The sequence below is a fragment of the Pirellulales bacterium genome, assembly GCA_019694435.1.
Lineage (GTDB): Bacteria > Planctomycetota > Planctomycetia > Pirellulales > JAEUIK01 > JAIBBZ01.
Window position 1 is genome coordinate 22,395 of record JAIBBZ010000001.1, and the last position, 13,886, is coordinate 36,280.

The 13,886-nt window shown below is 65.8% G+C and carries 8 protein-coding genes; 5 read left to right on the forward strand and 3 right to left on the reverse strand.

Annotated elements, in window-relative coordinates:
* Nucleotides 1-211: 211 nt before the first annotated feature.
* The gene (locus tag K1X74_00080; GenBank protein MBX7164715.1) at nt 212-1,480 is read left to right on the forward strand and encodes a DegT/DnrJ/EryC1/StrS family aminotransferase; all 1,269 of its coding nucleotides are present in this window, start codon (nt 212-214) and stop codon (nt 1,478-1,480) included.
* A gap of 43 nt (nt 1,481-1,523) precedes the next feature.
* Here the strand turns inward: K1X74_00080 and K1X74_00085 are convergent, their stop codons facing one another.
* Nucleotides 1,524-1,748 (reverse strand): hypothetical protein, encoded by a 225-nt coding sequence (locus K1X74_00085; GenBank protein MBX7164716.1) that lies wholly within the window; start codon nt 1,746-1,748, stop codon nt 1,524-1,526.
* A gap of 204 nt (nt 1,749-1,952) precedes the next feature.
* Between K1X74_00085 and K1X74_00090 the strand changes: the two genes are divergently transcribed.
* The 4 genes from K1X74_00090 to K1X74_00105 all read left to right on the forward strand — a co-directional run bounded on the left by K1X74_00090 (nt 1,953) and on the right by K1X74_00105 (nt 8,465).
* Nucleotides 1,953-3,758 (forward strand): SLC13 family permease, encoded by a 1,806-nt coding sequence (locus tag K1X74_00090; GenBank protein MBX7164717.1) that lies wholly within the window; start codon nt 1,953-1,955, stop codon nt 3,756-3,758.
* Nucleotides 3,759-3,783: 25 nt separating this feature from the next.
* On the forward strand, nt 3,784-5,259 hold the full coding sequence (locus tag K1X74_00095) for an MFS transporter (protein MBX7164718.1): 1,476 nt from the start codon (nt 3,784-3,786) through the stop codon (nt 5,257-5,259).
* Between the two features lie 280 nt (nt 5,260-5,539).
* Nucleotides 5,540-6,823: a hypothetical protein gene (locus K1X74_00100; protein ID MBX7164719.1), complete on the forward strand. Its 1,284-nt coding sequence runs from the start codon at nt 5,540-5,542 to the stop codon at nt 6,821-6,823.
* 34 nt (nt 6,824-6,857) lie between these two features.
* Nucleotides 6,858-8,465, forward strand: coding sequence for a hypothetical protein (locus K1X74_00105; GenBank protein ID MBX7164720.1), 1,608 nt, complete (start codon nt 6,858-6,860; stop codon nt 8,463-8,465).
* Here the strand turns inward: K1X74_00105 and K1X74_00110 are convergent.
* Together K1X74_00110 and K1X74_00115 are read right to left on the reverse strand one after the other, a co-directional pair.
* Entirely contained in the window at nt 8,462-12,250 is a 3,789-nt protein-coding gene (locus K1X74_00110) for a DUF4214 domain-containing protein (GenBank protein MBX7164721.1), read from the reverse strand. The two genes, K1X74_00105 and K1X74_00110, sit on opposite strands and share 4 nt — an antisense overlap.
* Before the next feature lie 422 nt (nt 12,251-12,672).
* Entirely contained in the window at nt 12,673-13,467 is a 795-nt protein-coding gene (locus tag K1X74_00115; protein ID MBX7164722.1) for a glycosyltransferase family 4 protein, read from the reverse strand.
* Between the last annotated feature and the right edge of the window lie 419 nt (nt 13,468-13,886).

Consider the following 13,886-nt stretch of genomic DNA (forward strand, 5'->3'; position numbering starts at 1 on the left):
AAAAAGTTCCCCAAGCACCGCCGCCTGGGTGTTGGTGATAGCACGGCCGAACCCGAAACATCAATGTCGGCCGGGGCCGACCTTGACCCCGCGGCTGCGGTTTCGGTACCGTTCGCCGCCCTTCCCCCCGGGAAGCGTTGCTGCCGTTCGGCAGCGCGATTCCCGCCCCGAGTTGCCGGCCGCTCATTCGAGCCTTTGCGCGGAGATTTCCATGTTGCACCTCTCGCCGCACACCGCCCACCTGCAGACCCCCGCCCACGCCGACCTGGTTGCCACGGGCGTACCCTTTTTCGACATCGGCCGCCAACATGCGGCCCTCCGCGGCGAAATCCTGGCGGCCCTCACGCGCGTTTACGATTCCAGCCAGTTCGTCCTGGGGCCGGACATCGCCCGGCTCGAAACCGCACTGGCTGGCTATTGTCACGCGCGGCATGCCATTGCCTGCGCCTCGGGCAGCGACGCGTTGTTGTTGGCCCTGATGCACTACCAGGTTGGCCCGGGCGACGAGGTGTTGCTCCCGAGCTTCACATTCTTCGCCACGGCGGGCGCCGTGTCGCGGCTCGGCGCGCGGCCGATCTTCGTCGACATCGAACCCACGGGATTCAACCTCGACCCGGCCCAACTCGAAGCCAGCATCTCGCCGCGCACCAAGGCGATCATCCCCGTGCACCTGTACGGTCAATGCGCCGACATGTCCGCGATCCTGGCGATTGCCGGGCGTCACGGCGTGCCGGTGATCGAAGATGCCTGCCAGGCCATCGGCGCCGAGATTGGCAGCCGCCGGGCCGGTTCGCTCGGCGCGATCAACTGCTTCAGTTTCTACCCTTCGAAGAACCTCGGTGGCCTGGGCGACGGCGGTTTCATGACCACCGACGACGACGAAATTGCCGCGCGGCTGCGGATGCTCCGCGTGCACGGCGAAAAGGTCCGGTATCACCATTCTCTGGTGGGCATCAACAGCCGGCTCGACACGTTCCAGGCCGCCGCGCTGGAAGTCAAATTGCCGCACCTCGATCGTTGGATCGAAGCCCGTCGCGAGAACGCCCGTCGCTATCAGGCGCTGTTCGCAGACTGCGGACTCGATGCGAAACTGGGACTGCCCGTCGAGTTGCCTGGCCACCGGCACACCTGGAACCAATACGTCGTCCGCGTGCCGCAAGGCCGGCGCGACGCCCTGCGTGAACATCTCGCGAAAGCCAAGATTGGTACACAGATCTACTACCCGGTGCCGCTCGATCAGCAGGAGTGCTTCTGCGAGCTGGGATACCTGGCCGGCGCCCTGCCCGAGACCGCCCGAGCCGCACAAGAAACCCTGGCGTTGCCGATCTTTCCCGAGCTGCGCGTCGACGAGCAGGAATTCGTCGTGCAGCAGATTGCCGCCTTCTACGGCATTGAGCTACGCACGGGCCGGGCGGCCCTGCGCGGGCCGAAGTTTCTCAAACTGCCGCAGACCGACGACGGCGTTCGCCGCGCCTCGTAACGCGTAGGCTGCGCCCACCGCCGCGCCAAAACGCGCGGCGCGTCTAGCCCTGCTTGGTCTGTTTGATGGCGTCGGCGCGCCGTGCGGGACGGCACACGGCCATCAGTCCCAGGGCCACGAACAACAGGATGACCGTGTATTGCGCGACGAAACTGCGTGGGCTTGCTTCGCCACCCGCGGCCTCGTCTTGAGCCCAGGCTGCCGAAGTGGCCAGCAGGCACACGGCCAACGTCGCGGCAAACACACACCCCTGTCGAATACGGTTCATTGGTTGCATCACCCTCGCACGGGAATCGGGCCCGCCTGGTCGCTGGCCGGTTTGCTCGTGATTTGATTGTAACCGGTCGCTGGACCGCTTGCCGCAATCGCCGACGGGTTGCGACGACCGCTCGGGGGGGACTATCATCTTCGCTTCGCTCGGGCCCGGTGCCCCCGGATTGTTCACTCCCCGAGCCGAGGAGCCGCTGCTCGCATGGCCACCCCTGCGCTGTTCGCACTGGGCGTCGTATGCGCCGTGTTCTTGCTGCTGGCGTTCACCCGGCTGTCGCCCGATGTGGTGATGATCGGCGGCGTGCTCGCGCTGGTCGTGGCGCGCATCCTGTCGATCGACGAGGCCCTGGCCGGCCTGGCCAACGAGGGGATCGCAACCATCGCGGCGTTGTACATCGTCGTCACAGGTGTGCGCGAGACGGGCGCCATCTCCTGGGTGGCCGCCGTGCTGTTTGGGCGTCCCCGTTCGGCGCGCGAGGCCATTGCCCGGATGAGTGTGCCCGTGGCCGCGATCAGCGCGTTCATGAACAACACTCCGCTCGTGGCGATGATGATTCCGGCGGTCAACGACTGGGCCAAGCAATGCCGGTTCTCGCCCTCGAAGGTGATGATCCCGTTGAGCTATGCCACGATTCTCGGCGGCACCTGCACGCTGATCGGCACCAGCACCAACCTGGTTGTCAGCGGCATGGTCAAAGAAACCGTGAGCGTGGCCACCAAGGCCGGCACGAGTCTGCCCGAGGGTTTGCGCGTCTTGCAGATGTTTGACGTCGCCTGGATCGGCGTACCCGCCGCGATCGCCGGGGTGACCTACCTGGTGGTGTTTGGCCCCTGGCTGTTGCCCGACCGCCGCGGGGCACGGGGCGAGTTTGCCAATCCGCGCGAATACACCGTCGAAATGCTCGTACCTCCGGATAGCCCCTTGGTGGGCCGGTCGATCGAACAAGCGGGGCTGCGCCACTTGCCGGGCACGTTTCTGATCGAGATCGACCGCGAAGGCGACCTGTTGCCGGCCGTCGAGCCGCAAACGCGGCTCCGGGCCAACGACCGGCTGGTCTTTGCCGGCGTGGTCGAGTCGGTGATTGATTTGCAGCGCGTCCGCGGCCTCACGCCGGCCACGAACCAGTTGTTCAAGCTCGACGCGCCGCGTGCCGAACGCTGCCTGGTCGAGGCCGTGGTGTCGAACACCTGTCCCAACATCGGCCAGACGATTCGCGACGGCAAATTCCGCTCGAATTACAAGGCGGTCGTCGTGGCCGTGGCCCGCAGCGGTGAGCGGATCAACAAGAAGATCGGCGACATCGTGCTCGAGCCCGGCGACACCCTGTTGCTGGAAACCTCGGCGACCTGGGTCGACGATCACCGGAACAACCGCGACTTTTTCCTCGTCAGCCGGCTGGAAGACTCGTCGCCACCCCGGCACGAACGGGCCATCGTGTCGATCGTGATCTTGGTGGCCATGATCTTGATGACGATGGTCTTCAAGGTTCCGATGTTCCTGGCCGCGTTGTTGGCGGCCGCGGCGATGCTGGTCACGCGCTGTTGCGCGCTGGGCGCGGCCCGGCGTTCGATCGACTGGGAAGTGCTGCTGGCGATTGCCGCCTCATTCGCGCTGAGCAAGGGTCTCGAAAAGACCGGCGCGGCCAAGCTCGTGGCCGAATCGATGATCGACCTGGCTCAGGGGAATGCCTGGGCGACCCTGGCGGTGGTCTACCTGGTGACGTTAGTCGTCACCGAAATCATCACCAACAACGCCGCAGCGGCGCTGATGTTTCCGCTGGCCATGGCGGTCGCCGTCGAGCTGCAGGTCAATTCGCTGTCGTTCGTGTTCGCCGTGATGATGGCCGCCTCGGCCGGGTTTGCCACGCCGATCGGCTATCAAACGAACCTGATGGTCTACGGCCCGGGCGGCTACCGGTTTAGCGACTACGCCAAGATCGGCGTCCCGCTCGATATCTTGATCGGCGTGGTCACCGTGGCCTTGGCCCCGTTCATTTGGCCCTTCTAGCACCCTCCGCGAAAGCCACCCAGTGATGAATGCCGCCGATGCCCAGCCGGTCCGTCTGACCACCGTTCATTGGCTGATCTTGATCATCGCCTCGATCGGTTTCGCGTTCGACATCTACGAATTGCTGATGCTGCCGCTGATCGCCAGCTCGGCCTTGAGCGAACTGCTCGGCGTGCCGCTGGGCGACAAGTCCATCACCACCTGGATTGGCAACCTGGCCTGGGGCAGCGCCATGGTCGGCGGTGCCATCGGTCTCGTCGGCGGTTGGCTGACCGATCGCCTGGGCCGCCGCCGCGTGCTCACCTGGAGCATCTTGATCTATGCCACGAGCGCCTTCGCCTCGGGCTTCGCGCAATCGGTCGAGTCCTTGTTCGTCTTGCGGTGCCTCACGTTTGCTGGGGTGTGCGTCGAGTTCGTCGCGGCAATCGCCTGGCTGGCCGAGCTGTTCCCCAATCCCCGGCAGCGCGAAACGATCCTGGGTTTTACCCAGGCCTTTTCGTCGCTCGGCGGACTGCTGGCGGCGGGTATCTACGGGTTGATCGTCGTCAACTCCGATCGGTTACCGGCCATCTATGGTGCGCATGCTCCATGGCGCTACATGTTGATGTCGGGCCTGCTGCCGGCGCTGCCGCTGATCGTCATCCGCCCCTTCCTGCCCGAATCGCCGGCCTGGCAGGCGAAGCGCGCCGCCGGTCAGTTGCGGCGGCCGAGTTTTGCGGAGCTGTTCGCGCCCGGGCTGCGCCGCACGACGATCGTCACGACGATTCTCTTCGCCTGCTGCTATGGCGCGGCCTTCGGCGCCATCCAGTTGGGTCCCACCCAGATCCTGCCGGGCCTGCCCGAGATGACGGCGGCGCGCACCGCGCAGGACGAGGCGAAAAAACAAGTCGCCGGCATGCAGGCGATGATCGATCAGGCGTCCGCGGACGACCCGGCCGGCAAGGCACAGATGGTCGACGCGCTCAAGCAGCTGCGCAAGCAAGTCGGCGCCAAGGGCAAACCGATCGAAGCGGCGCGTAGCCGGCTGCAAACCTTTCAGGAAATGGGCGGGCTCGTCGGGCGATTCGTGCTCGCCGTGGCTGCGCTCATCATCGTCAGCCGGCGCAGCCTGTTGCAGTTGTTCCTCGTGCCAGGCCTGATTTTGCTCCCCTTGGTGTTCGTGTATCCGGCCACGCGCAGTTTGCCTCAATTCGAATGGGGCCTGGCCGCAGTCGCGCTCTGCACGGTCGCGCAGTTCAGCTTCTGGGGCAACTATCTGCCGCGCGTATTTCCGCTCCATCTGCGCGGCACCGGCGAAAGCTTCGCGGCCAACGTCGGCGGGCGGATGATCGGTACCTCGGCCTCGCTCATCACGACCCGCCTGGCCCAGGTCATGCCGGGCGACAGCCAGTTCACCAAAGTGGCCTACGCCGCCGCGGCCGTGGGGACGTTTGTGTACGCCTTGGCCCTGGTCGTGAGCTTTTTCCTGCCCGAGCCGCACGAAAAAGACCTGGCCGACTAGCGTCGAGGCCCCAATTCGAGTGGTTTGGCCGGGGCAGCAGGGAACTCTATCGCCCCGCCGTAGGTCGCTTTCTTGACGCGGCAATCGCCGCGGGAGTAGGTTCGAGGGGCGTGGGACCACGGCCAGGACCAGAGGGCTGCGCGCGATGAAGTCGCTCGAATCCAGTCGCCGCCCGGCGGAACGTGCCCCGGGCGCGATTCGACGTCGCGTTGGCGCCGAGCCTGTCGCTACGGCCGAAGCGCCCGCTCGCGCCTTGCCGCGCTACGTGCCAAGTTGGTCGGTGAGTCTGGTACTGCACGGCGCGGCCATCCTGACGCTGGGGCTCGTCGTCCTCCCCACCCCGCACGCGGACAGTGTCGTGCGGTGGATTGCGCTGGCCACGGGTCGTCCCGAGTCGTCGCCGGTCGAATCGTTGATCGAGTTGCCGCCGGCTTCTGGAAAGCAGGGCGCGCCGCCCGCCTCGTCAGACACGGTGCAAGCGCTGACTGCGCCGGCCGACGGCACGCGGGTCGAAGTCGCATTGGCCGAACACGCGGCGATGAACCTGCCGCCCGACGCGCTGCCCGCAGCGGCGAACCTGGCTCAACCGCTGCCCAAGCGCGCTGCGGCGGCCGCGCGTCAAGCGGGCACCGCGGCGCGTCCCGTGTCGGTGCCGGCCCAGTCCCCGGCGGGCCAGTCCGGCGGACCGCAACCGGCCGAAGTGCGCCAGTTCTACGACGCCATCGTCGATCGCTTCATTCAATATGATCTGGGCGAACTGAACGGCCAGGCCGGCATGCAGGCCCGGGCCGCGTTTCATGCCCTGGGTCCTGACGCGGTGCCTTCGCTGATCTCGGGGCTCAACTACTCGGCCTCGATCCAAGCTAGTTGCCCGGTGGTGGTGTTGCGCAGCAAGTTGCGCTCGCTGTTGGCGGCAACGATGGATAGCGAGCAGATCGACCGGGCAATCCAAGAATTGTGTAAGGGCGTATCGCCCGCTGCGCCGCATGCGGCGCTGGTCGCCGAGCTGCGCGAAGAGCTGCTCCGGTTCCGGCAATCGGAACTGGCGGCGCAGGCCATGACGACCGTTCAACGGCTGGCCCGCGAAAACCGCAAGACCGTCCAAGCGGCCCTGACAGATCCCGAGCCGATGGTTCGCTGGGCGGCCACGCGCGTGGTCGCCGAGCGCGGGCTGCGGCTGATCGACGAGCTACTGACGCTGCTGGACGACGTGCATCCCGACGTGCAGCAAGAAGCCCGCGGCGCACTGGTGCGTTTGGCCCGGGGGAAGGATTTCGGGCCCGCGCCGAAGGCAACCGACGAACAACATGCCGCGGCGGTGGCGCAATGGCGCGAGTGGGCGGCAAAGTTCCACCCCGAGAGCCACGACGAGGAAGACGACCACCTGCCCGACGATCCGGCCCAGGCGGCCGAGCAGCGAGCGGCCTCGCAACTGTCGCTGGCCGAGCGGCTCGAAGAGCGCGGTCTCAAGGCCCAGGCCAAGCGCCGCTACACGGAGCTGGTCGCCAACTATCCCGATACGCAGGCCGCCGCCGAGGGTCGCCGCCGCCTGGCGGAGAATTGAATGCTTGTGAGCGCAGCTTCGTGAGCACTGGGTCGTGAGCACTGGGCAACTCGAGCCTCATTCCCGCTGGTCGTGCGGGATGGCCGTCGCCGGGCTCATCTTCGCGGCCGCCATCGTCTTGGCGCTGCTCGCGCCGCGGAGCCCCGCTAAGGTTGCCGTCGTTCGCGGCAGCGTCACCGGCCAGGCCGGCCCCATCGCCGGGGCGCGCGTGCGCTTTGCCGGTGACGGGCATCTGGTGCTGACCGATGCGGCCGGGCAGTTTTCGCTGCCCCGGGTCGACGCGCGGCAGATGGTGACCGCCGCCTTGCCCGGTTACGTCATCGCCGGCGCGATCGTCTCCGCGCAGCCTTCAACGGCGCAATCGGTCCTCGGCCCCCTGGTCGTTCGGCCGGTGCCCGACCTCGATCACGCCGATTACGCGTGGGTCGATCCGCGGCCCTCGGCAGAGCAGCAGCAGAATTGCGGCAACTGCCATCGCGGCATTTACGACGACTGGTCGAAGAGTGGACACGCCCGCGCCGCGACGAACCATCACTTCAAGAACGTGTACGACGGCACCGACGCGACCGGCCAAGCGAACCGGGGCTGGAACCTGCTGGCCGAGCATCCCGAGGGGGCGGGCGTGTGCACGGCGTGCCACGCGCCGGGGGTGGCCGCCGGCACGACGGCCTACGACGATCTGCGTGCGGCGCGAAGCGTCGATGCCTTGGGCGTGCATTGCGACTTTTGCCACAAGGTAGCCGCCGCGCCCGAGGTCCCGCTCGGCCGTACGCACGGAAGATACGGACTTGAACTGCGCCGGCCGGCCGAGGGGCAACTCTTCTTTGGCCCCTGGGACGATGTCGCACGCGGCGAAGATGTTTACACGCCGCTGTTCACAGAGAGTCGTTACTGCGCCAGCTGCCATGAGGGCGTCGTGTTCGGCACGCAGGTCTACGGCACGTACAGCGAGTACCTGGACAGCCCCGCTGCGCGAGCCGGCAAGCAATGCCAGGACTGCCACATGGCGCCGACCGGCCAGGTCACGAACATCGCGCCGGGTAAAGGGGGACTCGCGCGCGATCCGCGCACGATCTCGGATCACCGATTCCCGGCAGCTACCGCAGCGCGATTACGAGCGGCGCTGGGCGTCGAAATCGCCTGGCAGGTCGGCGAAACGCGCGCACAGCTCGAGATCACGCTCGCGGCTCGCGACGTCGGCCACTCGGTGCCGACCGGGTTCATCGATCGCAACCTGGTGCTCGTCGTCGCAGCGCTCGACGAGCACGGCCAGCCGCTCGATCGTGAACAGGGAGCCGAGTTGCCCGAGTTGGCAGGGGCTGAGATTCAAGGTCGATGCGGCGTCGTCTTGGCCAAACAACTCCGCGGCCCGCAGGGCGAACAACCAGTCCCCTTCTGGCAGCCGCAAGAACTCGTCGCCGACACGCGGCTGCACCCCGCACAGCCACAGACCCACCGCTGGTCGTTCACGGGCGTCGCGGCACGACTCCATGTGCAGCTCGTCTATCGCCGCTTCTGGCCGGCGACGGCCGCCGAAAAGGCGTGGAACGACAATGAAGAACTCGTATTCGACGAGTCGTTTGTCATCGCCGCCACCGGCCGCCGGACGTTAGGCACAACGCTCGAGGCACCGGCCCCTTAGTCGTGCAGCGAGAAATACTCGGCCGAGCCGACCAGCGCCAGGCCTAGCTCGTCGATCTTCTTCTGCCCGGTCTTCAGCATGCTGGTCCAGTAGGTCGCCCCCAGAACATCGACGTGCCGGTCGAGCAGATCGCTGTACAACAGGTCGACGACCCGAGTCCAGGCTTCATCGGTGCCCTGGAAGGTGCTGATCGCCGCGCTGCGCGACAGGCCGCCATTGAGTGCAGCGACCCAGGCGTTCTTGCCGAACGGATCGGCCGCCCGGCCCAAGACGTCGAGATACAAGGCATCGACGAAGTCGCTGTTCGACACATAGGCCGTGCTGTATTCGGTCGAATTGAGCAGGCTATTGGCCAGGTTGACCGTTGAACCGCCTGCGGCCAGTTGCGTCACGGCCGCCGACAACTCGTTGGCGTTGGGCAAGCGATTGAGCAGGTCCTGGTAGACGGCCTTGGCCTGCACGGTGCGGTGTTCGCCCGAAGTCCAGAAGGCGTTGATGACCGTCGTCATCGACATGCCCTGCGCTAGCTGTCCGAGCCAGGCATTGATCTCGGTCTGGCTGCCGGCGCGGTTGAGCAACTCGGTGTACAACGACGCGATCACCGAGGCATTGCTTTGCTGCGCGGCCAGGGCCGTCATATAGCGCGGCTGCGCCTTGCTCCAATACTCGTCCGAGCTAAGCAGGGCCACGTTGAAGCTGTTGACTGATGCCTGTCCCTTCTGAATCTGGCTCACCCACGAGTTGCGCTCGGCGGTCGTCGCGGCACGGCCGAGGTATTCGCGATACGAGGTGTCGACCGTCTTCGCCAGATACTCGGTCGAGTTGTACAGCGCCTGGACCATGGCGGCCCGGGTTGTGCCGGCGTTCAGCGCCGCGACCCAGTTGTTCATCCCCTGGGCATCGGCCGACCGGCCGAGCACCACGGGATAGATTTTTTGCACGGCGGCCGCGTTGCTCGGGTACAGACCGTTGAACTCGGCCGAGGAGGCCAATTCACCGACGAGCTGCGCATAGGGCGTACCGGCGAGCATGGCTTGCGTCCAGGTGTTCACCTCGGTCGTCGTCGGTTGACGATTGACGAGGCCGGTGAACGCTTGCACGGTCAGGTTGTAGAGCCGCTCGGCCGCGAGGTACAACGCGTTGGCCAGCCCCTCGCGCGGCAGCGTGGTCTCGACGAGATTCGTCAAGTAGACCGTCTCGGCCGGCAACGGATAGCGATGCAGGATGTTGTCGAACATCGCCTGCACGGCCACCGGCGCGACCATCTTGCTCTGGTACTCGGGCGAGCTGAGGATCGCCTTGGCCACGTCGTCGAGCTTCGCCCCGCCGACCTGCACGGCGCTGAGCCAATAAGAGGCCGCAAACCCGTCGAGCGGACGATTCAGGAACGTCTGGTAGAAGCCGCCGAGCGTCAACTGGATGCGCTCGCCCGAGTTGGCGACAAACGTCGCCATCGCCGTGCGCGTCATGCCGCCGTTGAGCAGATTGACCCAGGCCTGCACTTCGGCCGGCGCGGCCACGCGGTGCAGGATGGTCTGATAGACGCCAGCGACGTATTGGTTGTTCTGCGGCTTGTCGAACGACCAGTATTCCGGATCGCCGACCAGCGAGGCCACGAGCGCCGCGGTGCTGCCGGTGCTGTTGATGCTGTTGATTCCCGCGGTCAGCTCGCCCGCATTGGGCAACCGGCCGTAGACCTCGTTGTACGCGTCGCGCACCAAGAGCCCCCGGGCCTCGGCCGAACCCCAGATCGTGCTGACCACGGCCGAGCGCGGCTGGCCGGACACCAGGCTGTTGACGTGCTGATTCAACTCCACGGCCGAGGCCTTGCGCCGCAACAGGTCTTCATACAGGCCGGCGACGAAGTAGCTCGGCGACAGCCGGTCACCCGTCAGTTCGGCGTAGTTAACCGTCAACGTCGTGTCGCTCGACGGCGTGACCAGCGTATGGGCCTGCAGTCCGCCGTCGGACCAGCTTTGGAACATGTACGTCTTGTTGCCGCTCACCTGGAGCAACTGGCCCGCGATCGTCCGCTGCAGCCCGGCCACGCCGGTGAACGTGTAGGGACCGGCGTGCGGCGAGCCGTCGAGCTCGAGGTTCAGGCCCGGCACGTTCGTGTTCAGCGTGACGGTGACCACTTGCGGGTGGATGTCCTGGTAGGTCTCGTGCTTCAAGCCGGCCGTGTCGGTCACCGTCAGCTTGATGCGATACCAGACCTGCGACGACGATTCGCCGGTCACGGGAATCGTGAACGAGCCGTCGGCCACGCCGTTGATCGGTCCGAGATACGGATGCACGTGGTCGAGGTGATGGAACGAGACGCTCCAGCTATAGGCCGAAGCCGGCAGCGCGCCGTCTTCGATGTCGAACGCGCTGGCCGAGAACTGCACCGTATCGCCGGCGTGATACAGAGCGTGCGGCATCACCAGGTTGATCGTCGCCGTCGGCGGATGCTCGCCCACGGCCACGAGCACACCGTCTGAAGTGTCCTCGCCGCCGTTGCCGTCGTAGGCCGTGACACGGGCCTGGTAGATGCCGCGCGAGCTGTACAAGTGGCCGGGCGTCGCACCGTAGCCCGGTGCCGAGCCGTCGCCGAAATCCCAGACGTAGGTCAGGCTGTCCTGGTCGGGGTCGCTGCTGCCCGTCGCATCGAACTGGACCCAGAGCGGCGTGTCGCCGTAGGCCGGCGTGGCCGTGGCCACGGCCACGGGACTGCGATTGGCGCCGCCCACGTAGCTGATCTTGTTCACCTGCCCGCCGAAAATGTTGATGTAGTACAGGCTGCCGTCGGGGCCCATGTCGAGGTCGATCGCGCTGGGCATGCCGGTGGCAAAGTCTTCGATCAGGACATGCTCGTGATCCGCGTGGCCGTCTTCCTCGAACTTCAGCGTCCGGATCGACTGGAAGATGAAATCAGTGAAGAAGTAGACGTTCTGGAACTCGGTCGGGTACTGGTTGCCCGTGTAGAACGTGCCTCCGGTGATCGCGCCGGCGCCAGTCTGGTCGTGGGCATAGGTGAACACGGGATCGATGTAGGCCGGGTTGTTGCCGGCGCCTTCGATGCCCGGCCAACCGTAATTGCCGCCCGCCACGACGTGGTTGATTTCTTCCCAGTAGACGCTGCCCACGTCGTTCAACAGGATCGTGCCGTCTTCCGGGCTGATCGCGAAGGTGAACGGGTTGCGGAAGCCGAGTGCGTAGATCTCGCCGCGAGCGCCGGGCACGCCGACGAACGGGTTATCTTGCGGGACGATGTTCGGATAGGCCGACGGATCGATCCGCAGCAGCTTGCCGGCCAACGAGCTGAGCTGCTGCACCTCGTTCGTCGCACCACGATCGCCGACGCTGACGTAGAGCATGCCGTCGGGCCCGTAGTGCATGGTGCCCGTGCTGTGCAGGCCGGTCGGCAAGATGATGTTGTCGAGGATCACGACCTCGCTGTTCGGGTCGGCCAGGTCGGCGTTCGAGTTGCTGACCTTGAAGCGGCTGATTCGGTTGGCGTTGTTGCCATCGGTGCGCGTGTAGGTGTAGTGGAGGTAGACAAAGCCGTTCTCGTTGAAGTCCTTGTCGAAGACGATGCCGTTCAGGCCGTTCTCTGCCTCGGTGTTGACGGCCAAGGTCAAGAACGGCGTCGGCAGCAGCGTGCCGTCGCGCACCACGCGGACGTTGCCGTTCTTTTCCAACACGAACAACCGGCCGTCGGGCGAAAACTCCATCGCCGTCGTCAGGTCGAGGCCCGTCACGTACGACGTCTCTTCGAAGCCCGGCAACAGGTCCGTCGCCATGAGATCGCGGACTTCCAACCGCTCGGCACTGTGCAGCCGGCGGCATTCATGGTGAGTCCCAAGCTTGGTGAAGGCCGTGCGACGAGAATGCGACCGACGCCGGGGCAGCGAGGAAAACATGGCGGGAATCCGGAAGAGGAGTTGCGAGGCGGGACGCGTTTCAGTCGCCTGCCGTGGCGAGAGCCGGCAGTGGTGACGAGACCGGCTTTCTTCCTAGATTTCCCAAACTATTTACTCGACCTATCTTCGTCAAACTAAAAGACTTACGACAACGGAACAAAATGATTGTGCAAGCTTTCACAACCGCACCGGTCGCGCAAACGCGAGCGCAACGCTGGTGGTCCAGGGCGCCTGCAAACCCTCACGCCGCAAAGAGATGCCGCTCGGCGCACGCCGATTGCGAACGTCGCGAGAGTGTTGCGTTAACGCAACAAAGCGACGGCTTGAGGACGTTCGCTCGGTGCGGGAGGTGGGGCGTCCGGTCGCGCGGTTCGACGCTGCGCGACTGAATCAAAGAGGTCCAAATAGGCTCGGGCCATCGATTCGCCGGTCCCAAACCCAGCGACGTGTTGTCGGCCGCGCTCGATCATGCTCATCACCTGAGCGGGATTCTGCTCGAGCCGGCGCATGGCCGCGGCGATCTCGGCCGGCTCGCGCGGATCGAAGAGCAAGGCCGCGCCGCCGGCGATCTCCGGCAGGCTGGTGGTGTTGCTGCACAACACCGGCTTGCCATAGGCCAAGGCCTCGGCCACGGGCATGCCAAAGCCCTCGTAGAGCGACGGGAACACCAGCGCCCGGCACCCGACATAGAGCGACGCCAACTCTTCGTTCGACACGAATCCGGTCAGCACCACACGCCCGGTGAGACCGAGTTTATCGATCCAGTGTCGGAGCCGATCGTGGCGTCCCGTGTCGGCGCCGGTGCAAACCAGCTTGCTTGCCGCATGCCCGCCTTCGGCCAAGTAGCGGGCATAGGCCTCGAACAGCCGGCGATGGTTCTTATGAGGCCAGGAGTTGGCCGGGTAAAGGAAGTATTCCTCGGCCGCCAATTGCCAGCGATCCAGACAGCTCTGCACCTCGGCGGGCGCCGGTTGCGCCAGCCGATCGGCCAGCCCGATGTAGATGGTCGACACGCGTTCCGGGTGAAGTGGCGCGCGGCGCAGCACGGTCTTACGGGCATATTTCGAGATGCAGACCACGTGGTCGGCCGACTGCACGCAGTCGCGGAAATACTTGTCGCGAAAATACCGGTCTTCAAAGGTGAAGAATTCGGGAAACGTCAGGTGCTGCAGGTCGTACACCACCGCGACACTCGGCACGCCGGGCTCGAAGAACAGCGGCGCCGTCAACGGCAGAAACAGCACGTCGATCGATTCGTCGGCCAAGAGCCGCAAGCGCCGGGGCCGGCGAAACAGCCGACCATAGATCCAGCGCAAGAGGCTGAACTGAGGGCGCCGCAACTGGGTCAGACACCAGGCGCGCCACCCCCCCGCCCGCGTCGCAGGACCGGTCGTCAGCGGCTGCCGCGTGACGCACACGCGGCGCACGTTCGGGCCATCGAGCGCGCCCAGCTCGTCGTGGCTGGCCGCCGAGGTCAACAACAAGAACTGCCAGGCTGGCGCGAGTCGTGCCATGC

What these genes read in the sequence shown, in the direction of transcription:
- K1X74_00080 (MBX7164715.1), top strand. Translation starts at nt 212, where the DNA reads ATGTTGCACCTCTCGCCGCACACCGCCCACCTGCAGACCCCCGCCCAC.
- K1X74_00085 (MBX7164716.1), bottom strand. Translation starts at nt 1,748, where the DNA reads ATGAACCGTATTCGACAGGGGTGTGTGTTTGCCGCGACGTTGGCCGTG.
- K1X74_00090 (MBX7164717.1), top strand. Translation starts at nt 1,953, where the DNA reads ATGGCCACCCCTGCGCTGTTCGCACTGGGCGTCGTATGCGCCGTGTTC.
- K1X74_00095 (MBX7164718.1), top strand. Translation starts at nt 3,784, where the DNA reads ATGAATGCCGCCGATGCCCAGCCGGTCCGTCTGACCACCGTTCATTGG.
- K1X74_00110 (MBX7164721.1), bottom strand. Translation starts at nt 12,250, where the DNA reads ATGGCGACGGACCTGTTGCCGGGCTTCGAAGAGACGTCGTACGTGACG.